We start from the raw sequence: 23,105 nt of genomic DNA, 5'->3' as shown, positions 1-23,105 counted from the left end.
CTTTCTTCACGCTCTGTCCCCCATCAACTCTCTGACGTCGCTCAGCTTACCGGTCACCGCCGCCGCTGCCGCCATCGCGGGTGATACCAGATGCGTGCGCGCTCCGGGACCCTGTCTGCCGACGAAATTACGGTTCGACGTGGAAGCGCAACGCTCCCCCGCAGGGACTTTGTCCGGGTTCATCGCGAGACACATCGAACAGCCCGGTTCGCGCCATTCGAAGCCTGCGGTGATGAAGATCCGGTCGAGCCCTTCGGCTTCGGCCTGGCGCTTCACGAGGCCGGAACCGGGGACGACGAGCGCGCGGACGCCGGTCGCGACATGGCGGCCGTCGGCGATCGCCGCGGCGGCGCGGAGGTCTTCGATGCGACTGTTGGTGCAGCTGCCGATGAAGACGTGCTGGATCGTGACGTCGCGCATCGCGGTGCCGGCGGTGAGGCCCATATAGTCGAGCGACTTCTGCGCCGCAGCCTGCTTGGCGGGATCGGCGAAGCTCGACGGTTCGGGGACGAATCCGGTGATTGGGACGACGTCCTCGGGGCTGGTGCCCCAGGTGAGGCCGGGGGCGATCTCGGCGGCGTCGAGCACGACGGACTTGTCGTAACGCGCGCCGGGATCGGTCGCGAGACTGCGCCACCACGTCACGGCCTTGTCCCAGTTCTCGCCGGTCGGCGCCATCGGGCGGCCCTTGAGGTACGCGAAGGTCGTGTCGTCGGGCGCGATCAGGCCCGCCCGCGCGCCCGCCTCGATCGACATGTTGGCGATCGTCAGGCGACCCTCGATCGACATGTTGCGGATCACGCTGCCGGTGAACTCGATGACGTGGCCGGTGCCACCCGCCGCGCCGATCTTGCCGATGATCGCGAGGATAACGTCCTTCGGGCTGACGCCGAAGCCGAGTTCGCCGTCGACGCGGACTTCCATCGTCTTGGCCTGCGACAACAGCAAGGTCTGCGTGGCGAGGACATGCTCGACCTCGCTGGTGCCGATCCCGAACGCCAAAGCGCCGAGTGCACCGTGCGCCGACGTGTGGCTGTCGCCGCAGACGAGCGTGGTGCCCGGAAGTGTGAAGCCCTGCTCCGGGCCAACGACGTGGACGATGCCCTGCTCAATCGCAGTCGCGTCGATATAATCGATGCCGAACTCGCTGGTGTTGCGGCGGAGTGCGTCGAGCTGTTGCGCGCTTTCGGGGTCAGCGATCGGCAGGACGCGGCCGGCGGCGTCTTTGCGCGCGGTGGTCGGCAGGTTGTGATCGGGGACGGCGAGCGTCAGGTCGGGGCGGCGGACCTTACGGCCTGCCACGCGGAGGCCTTCGAACGCCTGCGGGCTGGTGACCTCGTGGACGAGGTGGCGGTCGATATAGATCAGGCAGGTGCCGTCGTCGCGGCGTTCGACGACGTGCGCCGCCCAGATCTTTTCGTACAGCGTTTGCGGAGTGGCCATGATGGGCGGGCGTTTAACCGATAGTTGCGCCGGGGCAAAGCCCCGGCGCAACTATCGGCCTTGATCCATGCAGGCATCGCCGCATTCGACTTATGCGTCCTGCGCAAGATCCTTCACGGACGACACCAGGACACCGACGACGATCGGATTGCCGAGCGCCGATGTCGTCGTCACGACCAGATTGCTGGACGCATTGAACGTCGTGCTCGTGTTGGTCGTGCTGTCGGAGCTGTTGCTGACATAATAGGGCCAGCAACCATAGCCCTCGTTGCTCTGCGCGTTGGCATAGGTCTGCTCCGCGGTACTGAACGCCTGCGACGATGTCGTCGTCGTCGACGTACCGTCGGCGATGATCAAGCTGGTGACGACATATTGCATCGATCCCTCGGGGCCGAACAGCGCATCCCACTGCGTCAGATCGGTCCATACCGCGGCCGTCTTGTTGTTGTAAGCGTAGGCCAGTGCGGCGCCATAATACCACGGCAGATACGTCGTCTTGTCGGCGTCGATCGATTCACCGGAGAGCGGCAGCGCCGCCACGTTGATGAAATGATCGTAGGACACCGCGACCGTGAAGGAGGACGAGGCGAACGTCTGTGAGAAATCGGTCGATGCCGAACTGCTCGACTTGGAATAGAAGTACGTCCCGCCGGTCGAGCTGCTACTGTTCGCCCAGGAATTGCTGATGTCCGACGAGGCTTGGGCCGACTCCATCGTAAAATTCACGCCGGGTGCGACGCCGATGTCGCCCAGCACGCCTTCATAGGTCTGGTTGAATGCCGCCGGGCCGCCGAGCGGCAGGTTCAATTGCAACTCCTGCGCGATGTAGATCGGATTCTCGAATCCGGCGCGGTACAGCGTATAGCATTGCGCAGCGGATCCGGGGTTCGGAACCAATTCCGCCATCGACCAGTTCTGGAACAGATTCTGCAACGCGGTCTGCAGAACGATCGCGGAATCGCTGAATGCGGAGGGATTGGCCTGGAAATAGGCGCTCTTCGCGGCGGCCCAGGACTTCGTGTTGTCCGCGCCCATCGCCTTGTTCAGATCCACCACGCTCGATGCCTGCACGAACGACAGCAGCGAGGTGTATTGGCTCGAAAGGCTGACCAGCGTGTCGGGCGAATAATATTGGATAACCGTGTCGGCGGGCAGCGCGTCCATCATGTCCCAAAGTTCGTCGGTCGTCCGCGGCAGGATGACGTCACCCTGGCAGAGCTGGAACTCCTCCACCGACAGGTTGAGCTCCTTGGCCAGCGTATTGTACCATTTTGCGTTCACCGTATCGAGAACCGTGCCGGGATCTGACATGACTTTCCTTTCAGAAAAAGACGCAGATATCCACCAGGCAAAGATTACGGATCCTCTCCCGACGTTCCAGCGCCATCTGCAAGGTCGGACTCTTCGGTTACTATCGTCAACGACGACAGCGTCCATTATGAAGCATTACAGGAGCATTAAGGATCTCTCTCACAACAACAGAATCAGAGATTCCAATAGTATCGCATCCGATATGGCGTGACGTGCGAACTATCGAAATTCTTAGCGGACGGCGGGTACGCTCGCCGATGCGTCCAGCACGCGGTTCAGGAACGCGACGCTGTCGGCGAGCACCGGCGCTTTCCCGCGGAACGGTTTCGATAGCGCCATCGCAACGTTCTCGTGACTCAAACCGGGATAGTCGATATGCGTCACCGGCGCGCCGAGTGCCTTCAGCCGCGCGGTGAGGTTGATCGCGTTGTGCGGCTTTACCTGCGTGTCGTCACCGGCGGTGATCAGCAGCATCGGCGGGGCGTCCGGCCGCGCGAAGTGGATCGGCTGGGTCATCACCGGGTCGGCGGCGCCCTGCATCGCGTCGATCGCTCGCTTGGCGGTGAAGGGGTAAAAGTCGTACGGCCCGCACAGGCCGACCGCGGCCTTGATGATGTGCGGGTCGACGCCCTCCGCCTTTAGCCAGCGCTGGTCGAGCGTCAGCATCGCGACGGTGTAGGCGCCAGCGGAATGGCCGGCGACGGCGATCCGGTTCGGGTCGCCACCCGACTGCGCGATGTGGTCGCGGGTCCATTTCACCGCTTCGGCGCCGTCCTGGAGGAAGGCGGGGAAGCGGACGTCCGGCACTTTGCGGTAGTCGGGCATGACGACGACGTAGCCCGCCTTCGCATAGGCACGCGCCGCAAACGCATAGGCGCCGCGCGAGCCGTGGACCCAGCCGCCGCCGTACCAGAAGATCAGCACCGGCAGGCCGGTCTTCGCGCCGCCGGATGGGCGCCAGACGTCGAGCTTCTGGCCGTGCGTGCCGAACGGGACACCCTCGCGGATGCGCGCCGTCCCGCGTCCGCCGCCCATCACGCCGTCGAGGATGCTGAGCGTACCGGGGCCTGCGGTGAACGCCGCGCCCGCGATCAGGATCACGATGATCGCAACAATAATCGCGGCGCGGCGCATCAGCGGCGGAAGTCCGCGGTGATCGATCCGCAGGTGAGGAGGTCGGCCTCGTGGCTTTCCTCGCGCCATGTCTCGGCGAGCGCGGTCGCTTCCCATTCGCGCATCGCCGGGTGCGCGATGACCCGCTCGACCCAGGCCAGACCTGCCGCACCGACGTCGATCCCGTAGGTCCGGACTCGGAACGCGACCGGGGCGTAGAACGCATCGACGGCAGTGAACTCTGCGCCGGCAAGCCAGGGGCCGCCGAACCGATCGAGTCCCTCGCTCCAGAGTTCGGCGATCCGCGCAACGTCGCGGTCGAGCGCGTCGCTACCGGGCGCAGCATCGACTCGGACGCCGACGTTCATCGTGCGCTCGTTGCGGAGCGCGGAGAACCCGCCATGCATTTCGGCGGTCGCGCAGATCGCCCACGCGCGTGCGTCGGCGTCGATCGGCCAGACGCCGTCGTGGCGCTCGGCGAGATAGAGGACGATGCCGAGCGAATCCCACACCGTCCGCTCGCCGTCGATCAGCACCGGCACCTGCCCGGTCGGTGAGAAGGCGCGGAACGCTTCGTAATTCACCGGCTCCAGGAACGGCTCGATCCGGTCCTCGAAGTCGATGCCGAGCGCCTTCATCAGGACCCAGGGGCGCAGCGACCAGCTCGAGTAATTGCGGTTCGCGGTGACGAGGGTGTAGCGCATCAGGCGGTGTAGCGCGCGGTGGTCTTCGCGGCGATCTCGTCCGCAGTGACGCCCGGCGCCATCTCGACGAGCTTGAACGGGCTGTCGTGATCGGAACGCTGGAACACGGCCAGATCGGTGACGATCATGTCGACGACGTTCTTGCCGGTCAGCGGCAGCGTGCACGACGGGATGAACTTCGGTGTGCCGTCCTTGGCGGTATGGTCCATCACGACGATGATCTGCTTGACGCCCGCGACGAGGTCCATCGCGCCGCCCATGCCCTTGATCATCTTGCCCGGGATCATCCAGTTGGCGATGTCGCCGCCTTCGCTGACCTCCATCGCGCCGAGCACCGTCAGGTCGATATGCCCGCCGCGGATCATCGCGAAGCTGTCCGACGAGCTGAAATAGACCGACGAAGGGAGTTCGCTGATCGTCTGCTTGCCAGCGTTGATCAGATCGGCGTCCTCTTCACCCGCATACGGAAACGGGCCGATCCCGAGCATGCCGTTTTCCGACTGGAGTGTGACAGTCATGCCCTCGGGAATGTTGTTCGCGACCAGCGTCGGGATGCCGATGCCGAGATTGACGTAATAGCCGTCCTTCAGTTCCTGCGCCGCGCGCGCGGCCATCTGGTTACGGTCCCAGGGCATCAGTGCATTCCTTCCTGGATGGTGGTGATGGTCGTGAATTGTTCGCGGAGCTCGGTGCTGACGCCGTCGACGATCGCCTGCAACGCGGCATCCTCGTCGAGGCCCCAGGTGCCCGCATAGGCGCGCGCGGCGTGGCGGATCGTGTCGGCGAGAAGGTAGCCGAACACGGTCGGATCCTCGAGAATGCCCGCGTCGATCAGCACGTTGCTGCCCGCGCCATTGGTGATCCAGATCCGCGCGACCTCGACCGATTCGCTGGTGAGTTGCGCGCCCTTGTCGAGTGCGATCGCGTTGGGATGGTCGGCCATCAGCGTGCGCCTCCTGTCGGGACCCAGCGGACTGCTGGCGGGAATACCTCGTCGCGGTTGCCTTTCAGCGCGGTGCCGTAGACCGGATTGGGGAGGACGAACCACCCTGCTCCCCATTTCGCGGCAATCGCGGGCGACTGGACTGTTGCGCGGCGGGCGGCTGGGGTCTGGCCGGCGTTGAACAGGTCGCTGAAGTCGCCGAGCTGGTCGCCACCCATCGCGACGACGCAGTATTTCGCGGCGATCGTCGCACGGCGGCCGTCCTTCTTCGAGCCCATCGCGTCGTCGCCGGCGAGGAACAGCGTTTCGCCGTGGCGCGCGGGGCCGAGGCCCGCAGCTTCGATCGTGGCCTCAGTCTGGGCGGCGTTGGCGGCGGAGCGGTTGGTGTTGAAGATCACCGTGACGCCCATCGCGCGGAGTTGGGTGAGCGCGGCGAGCGCGCCGGGGACGGGGGCGACCTGCTTGACGCCGGTGCGCTCCCACTCCTGCCAGCGGGGATCGGACCATGCTTGGCCAGAGGATGCGTCGTATTCGAAGCCGAGATTGAGGAGCACTGTTTCGTCGACGTCGAACACGGCGGCTTTTGGCTTGGTGCCGCAGGTGGTCCAGGTGGGGACGGCGAGCGAGGCGCCTTGGGCGAGGACGACGGAGTTTGGTGTGCGTTGCGCGCGGACATAGCCGACGAGCGCGTTCCAGGACTGGATGCTGACTGCTGCGGCTTCGCCCGAGGCGTAAAGATACTGCATGCCTGCGGGGACGCCGTCGACGGTGACGGGGGCGGCAATGCTTGGCGAAGACGCTATCGACGTCGGCGCTGACACGCTGACGCATCCCTGTAGAGCCAGTGCCCCTGCGAACGCAGGGGCCCAGGATACCACCCGCAGCACCCGTGACCCTGGACTCCTGCGTTCGCAGGAGAGCGGCAGAGCGTTCATGCCGTCGCGCGCTCGCGGACGGTGCGGAACTCGATCTGCTTGTCGTACGGCGCGCCGACGATCATCCGCTTCACGTAGATCCCCGGCAGGTGGATCGTGTCGGGATCGAGGCTGCCCACAGGGACGATCTCCTCGACCTCGGCGACACAGATCTTGCCCGCGGTGGCCATCGGCTGGTTGAAGTTGCGTGCGGTCTTGCGGAAGATGAGGTTGCCGCTTTCGTCCGCCTTCCAGCCTTTGATGATCGCGAGATCGGCGCGGATGCCGCGTTCGAGGATGTATTCCTGGCCGTCGAAGACCTTGGTTTCCTTGCCCTCGGCGACCTGCGTGCCGACGCCGGTCTTGGTGTAGAAGCCGGGGATGCCAGCCCCCCCTGCCCGGCAGCGTTCGGCGAGCGTGCCCTGCGGGCAGAATTCGACCTCGAGTTCGCCGCTGAGATATTGCCGCTCGAATTCCTTGTTCTCGCCGACATAGGACGAGATCATCTTCTTCACCTGGCGCGAGCGGAGCAGTTTCCCCAACCCCTGCCCGTCGATCCCGGCATTGTTGCTGGCGATCGTGAGGTCCTTTACGCCAGACGCCTCGATCGCGTCGATCAGCCGCTCGGGGATGCCGCACAGCCCGAACCCGCCCGCGCAGATCGTCATGCCGTCGAACAGCACGCCTTCGAGTGCCGTTGCCGCATCGGTGTAGCGCTTGTTCGCCATGCATCCTCCTCAGGTCTTTCATCTCGCATAAAGCGCGGCGGCAGCGACGGCAACGCCTCGACTTCGCGCGCGCCGCCCGGCTAGGATGCGGCGAGGAGATTTGCATGACCCAGCGTACCGGCGGCCGCATTCTGGTGGATCAACTCATCGCACAAGGGTGCGACCGCGTCTTCACGGTGCCGGGGGAGAGCTTCCTGGCGGTACTCGACGCGCTGCACGATACGCCCGCGATCGACCTCGTCGTGTGCCGGCAGGAGGGCGGCGTCGGGTTCATGGCGTGCGCGGATGGGACGCTGACGCACCGGCCGGGGGTGGCGTTCGTGACGCGCGGGCCGGGCGCGACCAACGCGTCGATCGGCGTGCACGTCGCAATGCAGGACTCTCAGCCGATGATCCTGTTCGTGGGCGATATCGACCGCGGGACGCGTGACCGCGAGGCGTTTCAGGAGATCGATTTCCAGGCGATGTTCGCGCCGATCGCCAAGTGGGCGGCGCGGATCGACGATGCGCGGCGGATCCCGGAATATGTCGCGCGCGCCTATGCGACGGCGATGTCGGGGCGGCCGGGGCCGGTGGTGCTGGCGTTGCCTGAGGACATGCTGCTCGATGTCGTCGATGCGGTCGATCGGCCGCGGGTCGAGCGGGTCGCGCAAGGCTGTGACGCCGATACGATGGACTTGCTCGCGGATTTGCTAACGACGGCCGAGCGGCCAGTGGCGATCGTTGGCGGGGCGGGCTGGGATGTGGCGGCGTCGGGGGCGTTCTCGACCTGGGCGGATCGTAACGGCATTCCGGTGGCAGCGGCGTTTCGGCGGCAGGATGCTATTCCGAACGACTGCCCGGTGTGGGCTGGAAACCTGGGGTATGGGCCCAATCCGACGCTGGTCGAGCGGGTTAAGGCGGCAGATCTGCTGCTTATCGTCGGGCCGCGGCTGGGGGAGGCAACGACCGATGGGTATGCGCTGATCACGCCGGATCATCCGGGGCAGCGGCTGATCCATGTGCATCCCGATCCGGACGAGCTGCATCGGGCCTACCGCGCGGATGTGGCGGTATGTGCGGGGATGGCGGAGTTTGCGGAGGCGTTGCTGGTGGTCGACCTGCCGCCGCGCACTTCCGGACAGGAGGCGCATGCGGAGTGGGTTGCATGGTCGACGCCGGCGCCGCGGGATCTGGTCATGGACCTTGGGCCGTGTGTCGCGGCGATGCGCGAGCGGCTGCCGGCGGATGCGATCATCTGCAACGGCGCGGGGAATTACTCGGGCTGGTGGCATCGGTACTGGGCGTATGCCGGGCCGGGGACGCAGCTCGCGCCGACTGCCGGGGCGATGGGGTATGGCGTACCGGCGGCGGTTGCGGCGTCGTTGCGGCATCCCGAGCGGACGGTCGTGGCGCTGGCGGGCGACGGGTGCTTCCTGATGAACGGGCAGGAACTGGCGACTGCGGTTGCGCATGGTGCGGACATGCTGGTGCTGGTGGTGGATAATGGTGGGTACGGGACGATCCGGATGCATCAGGAGCGGGAATATCCGGGGCGGGTTTCGGGGACTGGGTTGCGGAACCCGGACTTTGCCGCGCTGGGGCGGGCTTATGGGTGTTGGGCCGAGACGGTCGAGCGGACTGAGGATTTTGCGGGGGCTTTGGACCGGGCGATGGGGCGTGGCGGGGTGCGGATGTTGCACCTGGTGACGGATATCGAGGCGATTACTGCGGGGACTACGCTGTCGAAGGTGCGTGGGGGCTGAGCCTCGTTTCCCGCTCGAACCACTTACCCAACACACGAGCACCACCCCGGCGGAGGCCGGGGCCCAATTGGGGGACGGTGGTAACGAGGGACGAGCCTCCGTTATATCGGCCTTGCCAATTGGGCCCCGGCCTTCGCCGGGGTGGAGGTAGGCGTAGCGGGCGACTTCATCAGCGCAGCCTGTTCCCCCGCGAAGGCGGGGGCCCAGGAGCCAAGGTAGCTAGCGGTATTCAGCTGGGCCCCCGCGTCCGCGGGGGAACATTGCTTGCGGTTAGTGTGCGACGTAGGTGAGTTTCAGCCGCCCATCGTTTCGAGCTTAGCCCGGACGGCCGCGACGGCGTCCGCGGCCTTGTCACCATCGGGACCACCGCCCTGCGCCATGTCGGGACGGCCGCCACCGCCCTGCCCGCCCAGCGTCGCCACCGCAATCTTGAGCAGGTCGACCGCGTTGTGGCTGGCGACCAAGTCCGCCGTCACGCCGACCGCGACCGAGGCGCGGCCGTCTTTGATCGCGACCATTACCGCGATGCCCGAGCCGAGGCGCTGCTTGGCTTCGTCGACTGCGCCGCGCAGGCCCTTGGCTTCGAAGTCGTTGAGCACCTGGCCGATGAACGCGACGCCGCCGATCTGTTCGGGGCCGGCCGCTTCGCCCGAACCACCACCGCCGAGCGCAAGCGCCTTCTTCGCGTCGGCAAGTTCGCGTTCGAGCCGGCGGCGGTCTTCGAGCAGCGACGCGACGCGCGCCGGAACCTCGTCGGGGGTCGACTTCAGGACTGCTGCGGCTTCGCGGAGGCGATCGTCGCGGCTGGTCAGATAAGCGCGCGCCGCTTCGCCGGTAAGCGCTTCGACACGGCGGATGCCGCTGGAGACTGCGCCTTCGCCGACGACCTTGAACAGGCCGATGTCGCCGAGCGCGTTGACGTGCGTGCCCCCGCACAGCTCGATCGAATAGGTGCCGTCCTCCGTCGAGCCCATCGACACGACGCGGACTTCGTCGCCGTATTTCTCGCCGAACAGTGCCATCGCGCCCATCGCGATCGCGTCGTCGGGGGTCATCAGCAGCGTCGTCACCGCGCCGTTGCCGCGGACCTGCGCGTTCACGTCGGCCTCGACCTGCGCGATGTCGGCGGGGGTCATCGCGACTGGCTGCGAGAAGTCGAAGCGCAGGCGATCGGGCGCGACGAGGCTGCCCTTCTGTGCGACGTGCGTGCCGAGGCGTTCGCGGAGGGCCTCGTGCAGCAGATGCGTCGCGGAGTGGTTCGCGCGGATTTGTGCGCGGCGCGCAACGTCGATCTGGAGCTTGACCGGGTCGCCGACCTTGATCTCGCCGGCGTCGACGATCGCATGGTGGACGAACACGCGGCCGAGCTGCTTCGACGTCTCGGTGACGTTCGCGCGCAGGCCGCTGTCGTTCGAGATGTGGCCCGCATCGCCGACCTGGCCGCCGCTTTCGCCGTAGAAGGGCGTCTGGTTGACGACGATCGCGACGGTGTCGCCAGTGGTGGCGTGGTCGACGCGGGCGCCGTCCTTGACCAAAGCGACGACCTCGCCCTCGCCCGTATCCGACGCGTAGCCGAGGAATTCGGTGCCGCCGGTCTGCTCGACGATGTCGAACCAGATGTCGTCCGAGGCCTTCGCGCCCGAGCCCTTCCAGGCGGCGCGGGCGGCGCGCTTCTGCTCGGCCATCGCGGTGTCGAAGCCTTCGCGGTCGACCGCGATGTTGCGTTCGCGCAGCGCGTCCTCGGTCAGGTCGTACGGGAAGCCGTAGGTGTCGTAGAGCTTGAACGCGACGTCGCCGGCCAGCGTGCCGTCGGTCATCCCGGTGGTCGCTTCGTCGAGCAGCTTCAGCCCCTTGTCGAGCGTCTGGCGGAAGCGCGTTTCCTCCTGCTCCAACGTCGCCTCGATCAGCGGTCGCGCGCGCGACAGTTCGGGATAGGCGGCGCCCATCTCGGTGACGAGCGCGGGGACGAGCCGGTGCATCAGCGGCTGCTTGGCGCCGAGGATGTGCGCGTGGCGCATTGCGCGGCGCATGATCCGGCGCAGGACATAGCCGCGGCCCTCGCTCGCGGGCAGCACGCCGTCCGCGATCAAGAATCCCGCGGTGCGCAGGTGATCGGCGATCACGCGGTGGCTGGCGGTGTTGGCGCCGTCGGTTGCGGTGTGCGTCAGTGCGCCCGACGCGGCGATTAGCGCCTTGAACGTGTCGGTGTCGTAATTGTCGGTGACGCCCTGCATGACCGCGGCGATGCGCTCGAGCCCCATGCCGGTGTCGATCGACGGCTTGGGCAGGTTGCCGACGATCTCGGCATTCTCTTGCTCATACTGCATGAACACGAGGTTCCAGATCTCGACGAAGCGATCGCCGTCCTCGTCGGCGCTGCCGGGAGGGCCACCGAAGATATGGTCGCCGTGGTCGTAGAAGATCTCGGAGCACGGCCCGCACGGCCCGTTGTCGCCCATCGACCAGAAATTGTCCTTGGTCGGGATGCGGATGATGCGGTGATCGGGGAGGCCGGCGATCTTCTTCCAGAGGTCGAACGCCTCGTCGTCGGTGTGGTAGACGGTGGCGGTCAACTTGTCGGGCGACAGGCCCCATTCGCGGGTGAGCAGGGTCCAGGCGTGAACGATCGCCTGTTCCTTGAAATAATCGCCGAACGAAAAATTGCCGAGCATTTCGAAGAAGGTGTGATGGCGCGCGGTGTAGCCGACATTGTCGAGATCATTGTGCTTGCCGCCGGCGCGGACGCATTTCTGCGACGAGGTCGCGGTGGTGTAGGGGCGCGATTCGAGGCCTGTGAAGAAGTTCTTGAACGGCACCATCCCGGCGTTGACGAACATCAGCGTCGGGTCGTTCTGCGGCACGAGCGGCGCGGAGGGCACGATCTGGTGCCCCTGCGATCCGAAATAGTCGAGGAAGCCGCGGCGGATGTCGTTCGTCGATGTCATGCGCGGGGACTTAGGCGAGCGGGGCGGTTCGCTCAAGTGAGGTGTGTAAGGAGGTGCGGACGTATCCGATTGAAACGAAGATAGCTTGTTTCCCCGCGAAGGCGGGGACCCAGACTGGGCTCCCGCCTTCGCGGGAGAACAAGGAAGGTAAGAGCTGCCGTTCGGTACGAGTCACCACCCACGGCGCGGGCCACCACCTCGCGGGTGCCACCACCCCGGCGGAGGCCGGGGCCCAATTGGAAAGGTCGGAATAACGGAGCGCAACATCTCGTTACCGCCGTCCCCCAATTGGGCCCCGGCCTTCGCCGGGGTGGTGGAGTGCGCGGTGAGCGTGACTGCCTCGTTGGAGGCACTACCCCAAAGGCGCATCCAGCGACTTGGGCGGCTCGCTGAACCATTTCGGGCCCGTATCCGTCATGTGGAAGCAATCCTCGATCCGCACGCCGTACCTCCCGGGAATGTAGATGCCCGGCTCGTCGGAGAAGCACATCCCCGCCGCCAGCCTGGTCATCTCGCCGCGGACGAGGTTGACCGGTTCGTGGCCGTCCATGCCGATGCCGTGGCCGGTGCGATGCGACAGGCCGGGGAGCTTGTACCCCGGCCCGTAGCCGAGCGTTTCGTAATGCCGGCGGACCGCGTCGTCGATGCTGCCGGCGTGTGCGCCGATCTTGGCGGCGGCGAATGCGATCTGCTGGCCACGTGCGACCTGGTCCCACGTCTTGCGCTGGTCGGCGGTTGCCGCGCCGTGGACCCAGGTGCGCGAGATGTCGGACTGATAGCCCTGCACGGTGCAGCCGCAGTCCATCAGCACGACCTGGCCGTCGGCGACGCGGTGGATCTCGCGGCTGCCGTGCGGATAGGCGGACGCCTCGCCGATCAGTGCGAGCGCGAACTCGGGCGCGCCGCCGAGTTTCTCGGTCGCTGCGTTCATCAGCGTTCCGATCTGGGGGCCGGTCATGCCCTTCTCGACACGCGGCTTCGTCCAGCGATACGCCGCCAGCGTGACCTCGGTCGCCGCCTGCATCAGCGCGATCTCGGCGGGGGTCTTGATCATCCGGCAGGCGCGGACGACCGGGTCGGCGGACACGATCTTCGCCCCGGGCAACACGCGCGCGAGCCCGGCATAGGCGAAGTAGCGCACCTCCGCCTCAAGCCCGATCGGCCGCACGGCGAGCTTGCGGTCGCGCAGGAAGCCCGCGACCACGGCGAGCGGGTTCTCGTCCTCCTGCCACACGCGGACCTCGGCGGGGACCGCGAGCGTCTCGCGCACCGACGGTTCCTCGAAGAACGGCGTGACGATGCACGGTTCGCCCTCGACCGGCAGGATCGCCAGCGTCAGCCGCTCGCTCGTGTGCCAGCGGACGCCGGTGAAGTAGATCATCGACGATCCCGGCTCGATCAGCACCGCGCCGATGCCAGCCGCCTTCATCAGCGATTGCGCACGGACCAGCCGCGCGGCGCGTTCGGTGGCGTCGATCGGCCTGGTGCCGCCGGTGATGTCGGACAGTGCCGACAGGTCGGGTTCGGCGGCGCGGAGGATCGCGCTGGTCGACAGCAACGGCGCCGCGATGGCGAGGCTCAGCAGGTCGCGACGCGAGGGGCTGAAGGCGGGCTTGTGGCGTGCGGTCGACATCGCCGGACGATAGGGTCCTTGACCCGGGCGCCGCAATCCCCTTCCCTGTCGGCAATTCTCGGGAGCGATTAATGGCCAAGCGGCTAACCTATTACATCTTGTTCGGCCTCGTCGCGGGGATGGTCGTCGGCTGGATTCTGAACGCGTCGATCGACGACGGCACGGCCGAGTCCGCCGAACGGCTGAAGGACATCGCCGGCTACTTCTCGATCGTGACGACGCTGTTCCTGCGGCTGATCAAGATGATCATCGCGCCTTTGGTGTTCTCGACGCTGGTCGTGGGCATCGCGCATATGGGCGATACCGGCGCGCTCGGGCGGGTGGGCCTTAGGAGCCTTGGCTGGTTCATCTGTGCGAGCCTGTTGTCGCTCACCCTGGGCCTGATCCTCGTCAACGTGTTGCAGCCGGGTGTCGGACTCGCACTCGCGATCCCGCCGGCCACCGCGTCTAGCGGCGTCGACCGCGCGGCGTTCGATCTCGCCAAGTTCATCACGCATATCGTCCCCGATTCGATGATCGCGGCGATGGCGGGCAACGAGATCCTCCAGATCGTCGTGTTCTCGGTATTCGTCGGCGTCGCGATCACCGCGGTCGGCGAGAAGGCCGCGCCGCTCGTAAAGGCGATCGAAGCGCTGGTCGCGGTGATGCTCCAGATCACCAATTACGTGATGCGGTTCGCGCCGTTCGCGGTGTTCGCGGCGGTGACCGCGACGCTCGCCGAGCGGGGGCCGACGATCCTCGGCCAGCTCGGCTATTTCATGCTGAGCTTCTATATCGGGCTCGCGCTGCTGTGGGCGATGCTGATCGGGATCGCGTTCCTGTTGATCGGGCCGCGGACGCGGTTGCTGGTGCGGTATATCCGCGATCCGCTGATCCTGGCGTTCTCGGCGGCATCGTCGGAGGCGGCGTATCCGCGGACGCTGGAGGCGCTCGACCGGTTCGGCGTGCCCCCGCGGATCGCTAGCTTCGTGTTGCCGCTGGGCTATTCGTTCAATCTCGACGGGTCGATGATGTACATGACGTTCGCGTCGCTGTTCATCGCGCAGGCGTACGGTATCCACATGCCGATCGGGCAGCAGATCGCGATGCTGCTGGTGCTGATGGTGACGTCGAAGGGCATTGCGGGGGTCCCTCGCGCATCGCTGGTAGTGATCGCGGGGACGCTGTCGATGTTCAAGATCCCGGAGGCGGGAATCCTGCTGATCCTGGCGGTGGATCACTTCCTCGACATGGGGCGGTCGGCGACGAACGTGATCGGGAATGCCGTGGCGGCGACCGTGGTGGCGAAATGGGAGGGTGGGCTCGATGAGCGCGAGCCGGCTGATCGGGACTTTCCGCATGCGCCGACCGGGCACGGGCCGAAGGTGGACGTGGACAGCTATGAGAAGATCGGGCCGGGGCAGGTTTGAGTCGACGCTTGCACGAAGCGTCGCACCACTGTTCCGTCATCCCAGCGAACGCTGGGATCCAGAGCCACGAGCGCCAGTGTTTGCGGCTCTGGATCCTGGGTCGAGCCCAGGATGACGGAGTGGTTGGGTAGACTCGGACCCTATCGCAGCGGGTCAGGCGTAGGCGTAAGGCCCACCTTTCTTGAGCCCCGCCTGATACGCCGGCCGCGCGTGGACCTTTGCCAGCCACGCGATCGTCGCGGGACGGGACTCGTTGAGGCCACCGCGGCTGCGGGCGGCCTGGAGGGGAAAGCTCATCATGATGTCGGCGGCGGTCATCTCGGCACCGGCGAACCAGGGGCGCTGCGACAGTTCGGATTCGACATAGTCGAGGTGCACGTCGATCATCGGCTGGATCTTCTTGGTCGCCGCCTTCCCCAGGATCGGGATGCGCGCGAGGACCAGCTTCAGCAGCAGCGGCGGCATCATCGAGCCCTCCGCATAGTGGAGCCAGAAGCGGTAGCGCAGCGCGTCGGCGCGGTTGGCGGGGGCGCCGAGCTTGCCGTCCGCCTTGTCGACGAGATATTCGACGATCGCGCCCGTTTCGGCGACCACCTGACCACCCTGAACATCGGCATCCTCGATCACCGGCGACTTGCCGAGCGGGTGGACCTGCTTGAGTTCGGGCGGGGCGAGCATCGTTGCCTTGTTCCGCTCGTAGCGCTTGATTGCGTAGGGGAGGCCGAGTTCCTCGAGCATCCACAGGATCCGCTGCGATCGCGAGTTTTCGAGGTGGTGGACGATGATCATGCTGAACCCCCTGTTTTTATTCGGACGATTTGCGCGCGGTCCAGATCCAGGCGGCGGCGGGGAATTCCACCGTGTCGCCGCTTCTGTACCGGTCGCAGACCTGGGTGAGACGCGCGATGTGGCGCTCGCGTTCCTCGGGGGCCGCGTCGCGAATGGCGGATGCTGCGGGGCCGATGCGGCGGAAATAGTCGACTGCGTCGGCTACGGGGGCGGCGCCCTCCCCTGCCCGGTAGGCGAATTCGACACGCTCGGGTGCCGCGACGTGCCAGCCGGATTTTTCGAGGATGCTCGCGACGTAGGTTGGATCGGCGAAGGTGAAGGGGCCGGGTGCGGTGCTTGCCGGAGCGTCTGCATTGCCGCCGGTCGCGGTGATGATTTCGGTGGCCCAGCGGTTGGCAGCGCGGTCGGCGAAGCAGGAGAAGACGAGCGTTGCGTCTGGAGCGGCGGCTTCGGCCAAAGTGGTGAAGGCGGCGACGGGGTCTGCGAAGAACATGACGCCGTGGCGGGAGACGTAGAGGTCGATTGGGGCGTGGTTCGGGGCGGCGGCGGTGATGTCCGCGCATTCGAAGCTGGCGTTGGCTTGGGTTTTGGCGCGGTGTTTGGCGATCTCGATCAGGTTTGGTGAGAGATCTATGCCGGTTATCCGTGCAATTGGGAGCGCTTGCGCGGTGGCCAGTGAGGTTGCTCCGGCGCCGCAGCCTATGTCGATAATCTTGCGGGTTTGGGGGGCGGCGGCGGACAGGATCGCGGCGTTCAAATGCGGGGTCAGGTTGGTGAAGCTGCGGTCGGTTCGGCGCCATTCCGCGGCCCAGACATCGCCTATTCTGCCGGTCCAGTCGTAGGCGGTGGTCATGGGCTGGGGTGCTTTTTGGTTGTGTTTCGGGGCGGTGGTTTGGAGTGAAGTATAGGAAGTGTAGACGCTGGCGTGGGTTTGGTGTTGCGAGATTTCGAGGGTTTCCCGAGCCTGGCGCGCTGCTCTTCCTTGTTGCCCCGCGGAGGCGGGGATCCAGACTGGGCTCCCGCCTTCGCGGGAGAACAAGGGAGTGCGAGATATCAAGGGTGTAGGGGCGCGTCGTCAAACACGGAGTTGATGATCCGACAAGGCTTGGCTTGGCACAGGACTCTATTTGCGGGGTCATACCAATTGGGCCCCGGCCTTCGCCGGGGTGGTGCCGTGGGTAGATTGGCGCGGTGTTAGTTTACCACGCGTGTGAACCATCGGCCGTGTATATGCTCGGCAGGATGATCCATGCACTACGCATCATGTCCCGCGTGCCCCCTCCCATTGCGGAGGCAATGGGTCCCTCCCTCTCCCCTGAGGGAGAGGGAAAGTGGGGTTAGGCGTCGTCGCCTTCTTCGGGGCCGGCCATCATTTCCTCGGCTACCTTGTCCGTGCGCGCGCGGATCTGCTTTTCGAGGCGGTCGGCGGTTTCGGGGTTGTCCTTGAGGAACGTCTTCGAGTTCTCGCGGCCCTGGCCGAGGCGGACGCTGTCGTAGCTGAACCAGGCGCCAGACTTTTCGACCAAGCCCGCCTTTACGCCAAGATCGAGGATCTCGCCGAGCTTGGAGACGCCCTGCCCGTACATGATGTCGAACTCGACCTGCTTAAACGGCGGCGCGACCTTGTTCTTGACGACTTTGACGCGCGTTTGGTTGCCCGTCACCTCTTCGCCGGCCTTGATCGCGCCGATGCGGCGGATGTCGAGGCGGACCGAGGCGTAGAACTTCAGCGCGTTGCCGCCGGTCGTCGTCTCGGGGTTGCCGTACATGACGCCGATCTTCATGCGGAGCTGGTTGATGAAGATCACCATGCAGCGCGAGCGGCTGATCGAGCCGGTGAGCTTGCGCAGCGACTGCGACATGAGACGGGCCTGAAGGCCGACATGGCTGTCGCCCATCTCGCCTTCGATTTCGGCACGCGGCACGAGTGCTGCAACCGAGTCGACCACGAGCACGTCGATCGCGTTCGAGCGGACGAGCGTGTCGACGATCTCGAGCGCCTGCTCGCCGGTGTCGGGCTGCGAGACGATCAGTTCGTCGATATTGACGCCGAGCTTCTTGGCGTAGACCGGGTCGAGCGCGTGCTCGGCATCGACGAACGCCGCGGTGCCGCCGCCCTTCTGCGCTTCGGCGATCACGTGGAGCGCGAGCGTGGTCTTGCCCGAGCTTTCCGGACCGTAGATCTCGATCACGCGGCCGCGCGGCAGGCCGCCGACGCCGAGCGCGATGTCGAGCCCAAGCGAGCCAGTCGAGATGACCTCGACCTGCATGGTTTCCTTGGAGCCCAGGCGCATTGCCGAGCCCTTGCCGAAGGCGCGGTCGATCTGCGCGAGCGCGGCGTCGAGCGCCTTCTGCCGGTCGTTGGTTGCGGTTGCCATGCCGGTGTCGATCACTTTCAGATTAGCGGCCATCGAATATGCTCCCATCGCTAAAGCAAGCGCGCGTGCCATTCAACGCGTCAAACACCATGTATTCTCTTTGTTCTTTTGGAACAAGTGGGGAACGGTAGGTTTGTTGCGGGAAATTTGCGGCGGTGGCGTCGTGCAGAACCATTTGGCCGCGAGGACAGCGTCATTCTAGCATCTGCCGGGTCTGCATGCCCGAAGCTCCGGGCCACGCGTTCGCGAGTTCGTGGAGTGCAGGCGTTGGAAGACGTTCGGTGCGGACACGATTCGGGCAAGTGCACCTCCCCGGCGGGGGCCGGGGTCCAGGTGGAGAGGTTGGCGTGACGGCGTGCGGCTGTCGTCAGGAGCGTTTCCCAACTGGGCTCCGGCCTTCGCCGGGAAGGTGCTTTTGTTGTGGGAGATAATGCCGAACACGTTCGGGATGACCGACGAGGGACGGGATCGGCGGTGTGGGCGCTTAGGTCGAGATTGGTTCGGGTTGTTTGGATGCAGGGTTTTGACGGCCGACTGATCTAAAGTTTGAAGGGTGTCTATGACGGGCAGTTCGTTTGCGGCTCTGGATCCTGACTTTCGTCAGGACGACGGGCGGTGGCGGCGCTGTGACGCCCCGTCTCAAAGGTGCCGCCGCCTATCGATCGATCAGGCGAGCTTCGTTGCGAGCGTCCACCAGCCTTTGGCTTGGGCGGCGGTGGCGGCGGTGTCTCTGGCTTCGGGGGTTTCGAACAGGGCGAAGCAGGTAGCGCCGGAGCCGGACATTCTCGACAGGAGGGTGCCTTGGGCTGCGTCGAGGAGCGTGCGGACTTCGGCGATTACGGGGGCGAGGGCCAGCGCGGGGGGCTCGAGGTCGTTGCGGCCGGCTTTTGCACGGTCGAGGAGATTGCCTTCGGGGATTGGGCCTCGGTCGTGGCCGTCCCAAGTCTTGAAGACCGCGGCGGTGGAGACCGCGACGCCTGGGTTCACGAGCAGGACGGGGGTGCCGGACAGGCCTTCGAGGGTGGTGAGGATGTCGCCCTTGCCGGTGCCTAGCGTGATGCGGTTGGCGAGGCAGGCGGGGACGTCGGCGCCAAGCTTTGCGGCGATTTCGTGGAGGCGGGGTTCGGTTGGGGGTACGCCGTGGAGGCGGGCCAGCGCTCGGAGCGTGGCGGCGGCATCGGCTGAGCCTCCGCCTATGCCTGAGGCGATGGGGAGGTGCTTTTCCAGGGTTATGGCGTGGTGGGTTTCTGGGGCGAAGGCGGTGGTGAAGGCGTCCGCTGCGGAGGTTACGAGGTTGCCCTGCCAGGGGGCGGCGCCGGACGAGCGGGGTGCTTCGTCATTGTCGGTCCCCAATTGGGCCCCGGCCTTCGCCGGGGGGGTATTGGGGGTCGGGGTGGCGTTTTGGGCGGGGAGGAGGGCCGCGGCGAAGGGGCCGGTTATGGTGAAGCTGTTGGTTTGGGCGGGTTCTACCGTGACCAGGTCGCCGTCGGTGGCGAAGGCGAAGAGCGTTTCGAGATCGTGGTAGCCGTCGGGACGGCGGCGGCGGACGTGCAGGGCCAGGTTGATCTTGGCGGGGGCGGGTTCGGTGATGGCGGGCATTGTCAGTCTCGAGGTTTGGCTGGTTTGGGCATGGCTTAGCCGATGGGTGGGCGCTGGCAACTTTAGCGGCCTGTCCTCCAGCGGCCGTCATCCTGACGAACGTCAGGATCCAGAGCCAAGCATGGCATCTATTGTTACTCTGGATCCTGACTTTCGTCAGGATGACGGGGGAGGTGAGGTGCCGCGCACCTCGCCAGTTTTGGGCGTTGTCACGATCACTTTTACGGCTCGTTCGGCGCTCGGAATTCGGCTCGAAATTTGGTGACGATCTCGCAAAACGGCCACTTTGTCATCAACTCGCCTTGCCGTCCCCACACCTGCGAGGCCTTCCCTCTCCCGGCGGGAGATGAATTTTAGCGGCGGGCTTTCGGCGGCAGGCCGTTGGCGATCTTGGCGGTTATGCGCGCCGTGTCGGCGGGTTCGGCGGTCAGCAAGGCGGCGCGCCAGGCGTAGCGCGCTTCGTAGTTTCGGCCGGTGCTCCAATAGGCGTCGCCGAGGTGGTCGGCGATTTCGGCGTTGGTGGGTTCGGCCTGCGCAGCGGTTTCGAGCAGCGGGAGCGCGCGCGCGGTGTTGCCGGAGAGGTGATAGGCCCAGCCGAGCGAGTCGGTGATCGAGGCGTTGGTGGGATCGATCCGGCTGGCGCGTTCGAGCAGCTTGATCGAGGCGGGGATGTCGTCGCCATGCTCGACTTGCGCAAAACCGAGATAGTTGAGCGCGAGCGGTTGCGCTGGGCCGCGGGCGACGGCTTTTTCCAGTGCGTCGCGCGCTTCGGGCCAGCGGCCGGCCTGATCGAGCGCGCCGCCATATTGCAGCCAATTGCCCCAGCTGCCGCCCCTTGCACCGTCGGCGGCGATGATGCGCTGGTACCAGGTCGCGGCTTCGGCGGGGTTGCCGGTGGTCAACAGCAGGTCGGCGTAGCGTTGCCAGTCGGCGGGCGCCGAACCCGTCTGGTCGACGCGGTTCTTGGCGGCGGCGAGCGCTTCGCCGTTGCGGTCGGCGGTGGCGAGGATGTCGATGCGTTCGGCGGCGGCGGCCGGTGCGGACGGGCTCTTGGCGTCGACGCCGTCGAGCACGACGAGCGCGCGGTCGACCAGCTTGTTGCGGGCGAGCGCGTCGGCGAGGAGGACGCGCGCCGCGTCGTAGCTGGGGTCTGCGCGCAGGGCTGCCTGGGAGAGCGCGATTGACAGCGGCGAGGGTTCGCCTGCGCTGAGGTCGCTGGCGAGGCGGGCGAGCAGGCGCGAGACGCCGATCGACAGCGGTTGCTTGCGCGGTGCCGCGGCGATCAGCACGCGGGTTTCGGTGGCGAAGCGGTTGGCGACGGGATCCTTCGCTGCGGTCGCTAGCGAGGGTTCGGGATCGCGACCTTCGGCCTGTGCGACCCAGGCGTGGAGCGAGGGCGCAAGGACTACGAGGGGGCCGCTCGACAGCGTCGCAATCGCTGCGCCGGCGGCCTTCGCATCGTTCCGTCGCGCGGCATCGGCGAGCGGGATCAGCGCGGCGTCGGCGGGGGCGACACCGGCCTTGTTCAGCACTGCGACGGCGCGGGTGGCGAGCGGCACGTCGCCAGCTTCCAGCGCCTCACGATAGGCGCGGATCGCGACGACGGGGTCGTCGGGTGCAGCCGCCAGCACCTTCGCATAGCTGGCGGCGGCCAGGCTCGTCTCGCCGGCAGCGTCGGCCGCGCGCGCCGTCAGATAGGCGGACAGATCACCCGGCCCGGCCATGGCGGGGGTCGCCAGGACGAGACCGAGCGCGAGCAATGCAGGCTTACATGTTGGGATAATTGGGGCCTCCGCCGCCCTCGGGTACGACCCAGTTGATGTTCTGGGTGGGGTCCTTGATGTCGCAGGTCTTGCAGTGGACGCAGTTCTGCGCGTTGATGACGAACTTCGGATCGGACGTGTCCTCGCCGACGACCTCGTAAACGCCGGCCGGGCAATAGCGTTGCGCGGGCTCGTCGTACATCGGCAGGTTGTATTCGATCGGCACGCTCGCATCCTTGAGCGTCAGATGGACCGGCTGGTCCTCCTCGTGGTTGGTGTTCGAGATGAACACCGACGAGAGGCGATCGAAGGTGAGGACACCGTCGGCCTTCGGATAGACGATCGGCTTGACGAGATCCTTGCGCCACAGGCTCTCGTTGTCGGGATGGTGGTGCATCGTGAAAGGCACCTTGATGCCGAGATGTTCCATCCACATCGTCACGCCGGCGAGCCCCGAACCGATCAGGTCGCCGAACTTCTTGACCAGCGGCACGACGTTGCGGACGACCGACAGCTCCTTCTTGACCCACGACTTTTCGAACGCCTCGGGATAGGCGGCGAGCTCGTCGTGGCCGCGCTGCGAGACGATCGCCTCGACCGCAGCCTCGGCGGCCATCATGCCGGACTTCATCGCGGTATGCGTGCCCTTGATGCGCGGCACGTTGAGGAAGCCCGCGCTGTCGCCAATGAGAGCGGCGCCTGGCATCACGAGCTTGGGGATCGACTGGAGCCCGCCATCGCTGATCGCGCGCGCGCCGTAGCTGACGCGCTTGGCGCCCTTCAGCAGCGCGGCGATCTCGGGATGCGTCTTCCAGCGCTGCATCTCGCTGAACGGCGAGAGATACGGGTTGGTATAGTTCAGCCATGTGACGAAGCCGATCGAGACCTGGCCGTTCGCCTGGTGATAGATCCAGCCGCCGCCGTTCGAGCCGTCGGTCTCGGACAGCGGCCAGCCCTGCGTATGGATGACGCGGCCGGGGACGTGGAGTTCGGGATCGATGTCCCACAGCTCCTTGATGCCGAGGCCGTAGACCTGCGGGTCACTGTCCTTGTCGAGCGCGAAATTGCGGATCAGTTCCTTGGTGAGGTGCCCGCGGCACCCTTCCGAGAAGAAGGTGTATTTGGCGTGGAGTTCGAGGCCGGGGGTGTAGTCACCCTTGTGCGTGCCGTCGCGCGCGACGCCCATGTCGCCGGTCGCGACGCCCTTCACCGAGCCGTCGTCGTTGAACAGGATTTCCGCCGCGGCGAAGCCTGGGAAGATCTCGACGCCTAGCTCTTCCGCCTTGCCGGCGAGCCAGCGGCACAAATTGCCGAGCGAGCCGGTGTACGTGCCCTTGTTGTGCATGAACGAGGGCGTGACGAAGTGCGGCATTTCGCTCTTCTTCGTCTTGGTCAGGATCCAGTGATGGTTCTCGGTCACGGGTACTTCGGCGAGCGGGCAGCCGTCCTCGCGCCAGTTCGGCAGCAGTTCGTCGAGGGACTTGGGATCGATGACCGCGCCCGACAGGATGTGCGCGCCGACTTCGGAGCCCTTTTCGAGCACGCAGACGCTGATCTCGGCGTCCTTCTCCGCGGCCAGCTGTTTCAGGCGGATCGCTGCCGAGAGACCGGCCGGGCCAGCGCCGACGATCACCACGTCGTACGGCATCGATTCACGTGTCGTCATCATCGTCTCCCGGGGGATGTCC

At 66.1% G+C, this 23,105-nt stretch carries 18 protein-coding genes; 2 read left to right on the top strand and 16 right to left on the bottom strand.

Annotated elements, in window-relative coordinates:
- Positions 1-6: 6 nt before the first annotated feature.
- From leuC to C8J43_RS14750, 8 genes are all read right to left on the bottom strand, one after another.
- Entirely contained in the window at positions 7-1,446 is a 1,440-nt protein-coding gene (gene leuC / locus C8J43_RS14785) for a 3-isopropylmalate dehydratase large subunit (RefSeq protein ID WP_133031838.1), read from the bottom strand.
- An 87-nt stretch (positions 1,447-1,533) separates the two neighbouring features.
- Complete coding sequence (locus C8J43_RS14780; RefSeq protein WP_133031590.1) at positions 1,534-2,754, bottom strand: hypothetical protein; 1,221 nt, start codon at positions 2,752-2,754, stop codon at positions 1,534-1,536.
- A 231-nt stretch (positions 2,755-2,985) separates the two neighbouring features.
- Positions 2,986-3,888, bottom strand: a complete 903-nt coding sequence (locus tag C8J43_RS14775; RefSeq protein ID WP_133031589.1) for an alpha/beta hydrolase — start codon at positions 3,886-3,888, stop codon at positions 2,986-2,988.
- Positions 3,888-4,571, bottom strand: coding sequence for a glutathione S-transferase family protein (locus C8J43_RS14770; protein ID WP_133031588.1), 684 nt, complete (start codon positions 4,569-4,571; stop codon positions 3,888-3,890). Before C8J43_RS14770 ends, C8J43_RS14775 begins: the two co-directional genes overlap by 1 nt.
- Entirely contained in the window at positions 4,571-5,206 is a 636-nt protein-coding gene (locus tag C8J43_RS14765) for a 3-oxoacid CoA-transferase subunit B (protein WP_133031587.1), read from the bottom strand. Before C8J43_RS14765 ends, C8J43_RS14770 begins: the two co-directional genes overlap by 1 nt.
- Positions 5,206-5,514, bottom strand: coding sequence for a DUF5076 domain-containing protein (locus C8J43_RS14760; RefSeq protein WP_165899641.1), 309 nt, complete (start codon positions 5,512-5,514; stop codon positions 5,206-5,208). The genes C8J43_RS14765 and C8J43_RS14760 overlap by 1 nt, the downstream gene beginning before the upstream one ends.
- Positions 5,514-6,260 carry an HAD family acid phosphatase gene (locus tag C8J43_RS14755; protein ID WP_243645631.1) on the bottom strand — a complete coding sequence of 249 codons (747 nt, stop codon included), beginning with the start codon at positions 6,258-6,260 and terminating at the stop codon, positions 5,514-5,516. The genes C8J43_RS14760 and C8J43_RS14755 overlap by 1 nt, the downstream gene beginning before the upstream one ends.
- 185 nt (positions 6,261-6,445) lie before the next feature.
- A complete protein-coding gene (locus tag C8J43_RS14750) occupies positions 6,446-7,156 on the bottom strand; it encodes a CoA transferase subunit A (protein WP_133031584.1) in 711 nt (236 codons plus the stop codon).
- A gap of 104 nt (positions 7,157-7,260) precedes the next feature.
- Here C8J43_RS14750 and C8J43_RS14745 point away from each other — a divergent pair, with 104 nt between their 5' ends.
- Complete coding sequence (locus C8J43_RS14745) at positions 7,261-8,901, top strand: thiamine pyrophosphate-binding protein (RefSeq protein WP_133031583.1); 1,641 nt, start codon at positions 7,261-7,263, stop codon at positions 8,899-8,901.
- A 293-nt stretch (positions 8,902-9,194) separates the two neighbouring features.
- On the opposite strand, the gene alaS is transcribed toward C8J43_RS14745, so the two are convergent.
- On the bottom strand, positions 9,195-11,846 hold the full coding sequence (gene alaS, locus C8J43_RS14740) for an alanine--tRNA ligase (RefSeq protein ID WP_133031582.1): 2,652 nt from the start codon (positions 11,844-11,846) through the stop codon (positions 9,195-9,197).
- 352 nt (positions 11,847-12,198) lie between these two features.
- Positions 12,199-13,479: a Xaa-Pro peptidase family protein gene (locus C8J43_RS14735; RefSeq protein ID WP_133031581.1), complete on the bottom strand. Its 1,281-nt coding sequence runs from the start codon at positions 13,477-13,479 to the stop codon at positions 12,199-12,201.
- Positions 13,480-13,550: 71 nt separating this feature from the next.
- Between C8J43_RS14735 and C8J43_RS14730 the strand changes: the two genes are divergently transcribed.
- On the top strand, positions 13,551-14,888 hold the full coding sequence (locus C8J43_RS14730; protein ID WP_107953686.1) for a dicarboxylate/amino acid:cation symporter: 1,338 nt from the start codon (positions 13,551-13,553) through the stop codon (positions 14,886-14,888).
- Between the two features lie 153 nt (positions 14,889-15,041).
- On the opposite strand, the gene C8J43_RS14725 is transcribed toward C8J43_RS14730, so the two are convergent.
- From C8J43_RS14725 to C8J43_RS14700, 6 genes are all read right to left on the bottom strand, one after another.
- Positions 15,042-15,677, bottom strand: coding sequence for a glutathione S-transferase (locus C8J43_RS14725; protein ID WP_133031580.1), 636 nt, complete (start codon positions 15,675-15,677; stop codon positions 15,042-15,044).
- 16 nt (positions 15,678-15,693) lie between these two features.
- On the bottom strand, positions 15,694-16,716 hold the full coding sequence (locus C8J43_RS14720) for a methyltransferase domain-containing protein (RefSeq protein WP_243645590.1): 1,023 nt from the start codon (positions 16,714-16,716) through the stop codon (positions 15,694-15,696).
- 298 nt (positions 16,717-17,014) lie between these two features.
- Positions 17,015-18,088, bottom strand: coding sequence for a recombinase RecA (gene recA / locus C8J43_RS14715; protein ID WP_056047175.1), 1,074 nt, complete (start codon positions 18,086-18,088; stop codon positions 17,015-17,017).
- A 633-nt stretch (positions 18,089-18,721) separates the two neighbouring features.
- Positions 18,722-19,654, bottom strand: coding sequence for a 4-(cytidine 5'-diphospho)-2-C-methyl-D-erythritol kinase (locus C8J43_RS14710; RefSeq protein ID WP_133031579.1), 933 nt, complete (start codon positions 19,652-19,654; stop codon positions 18,722-18,724).
- 353 nt (positions 19,655-20,007) lie between these two features.
- On the bottom strand, positions 20,008-21,414 hold the full coding sequence (locus C8J43_RS14705; protein WP_243645589.1) for a tetratricopeptide repeat protein: 1,407 nt from the start codon (positions 21,412-21,414) through the stop codon (positions 20,008-20,010).
- A gap of 7 nt (positions 21,415-21,421) precedes the next feature.
- Entirely contained in the window at positions 21,422-23,083 is a 1,662-nt protein-coding gene (locus C8J43_RS14700) for an electron transfer flavoprotein-ubiquinone oxidoreductase (RefSeq protein WP_133031578.1), read from the bottom strand.
- Positions 23,084-23,105: the final 22 nt, after the last annotated feature.

It is taken from the genome of Sphingomonas sp. PP-CE-1G-424, from assembly GCF_004341085.1.
Lineage (GTDB): Bacteria > Pseudomonadota > Alphaproteobacteria > Sphingomonadales > Sphingomonadaceae > Sphingomonas.
The sequence above is the reverse complement of the archived record's forward strand: the minus strand, read 5'-3'. Positions and strand labels throughout refer to the sequence as shown.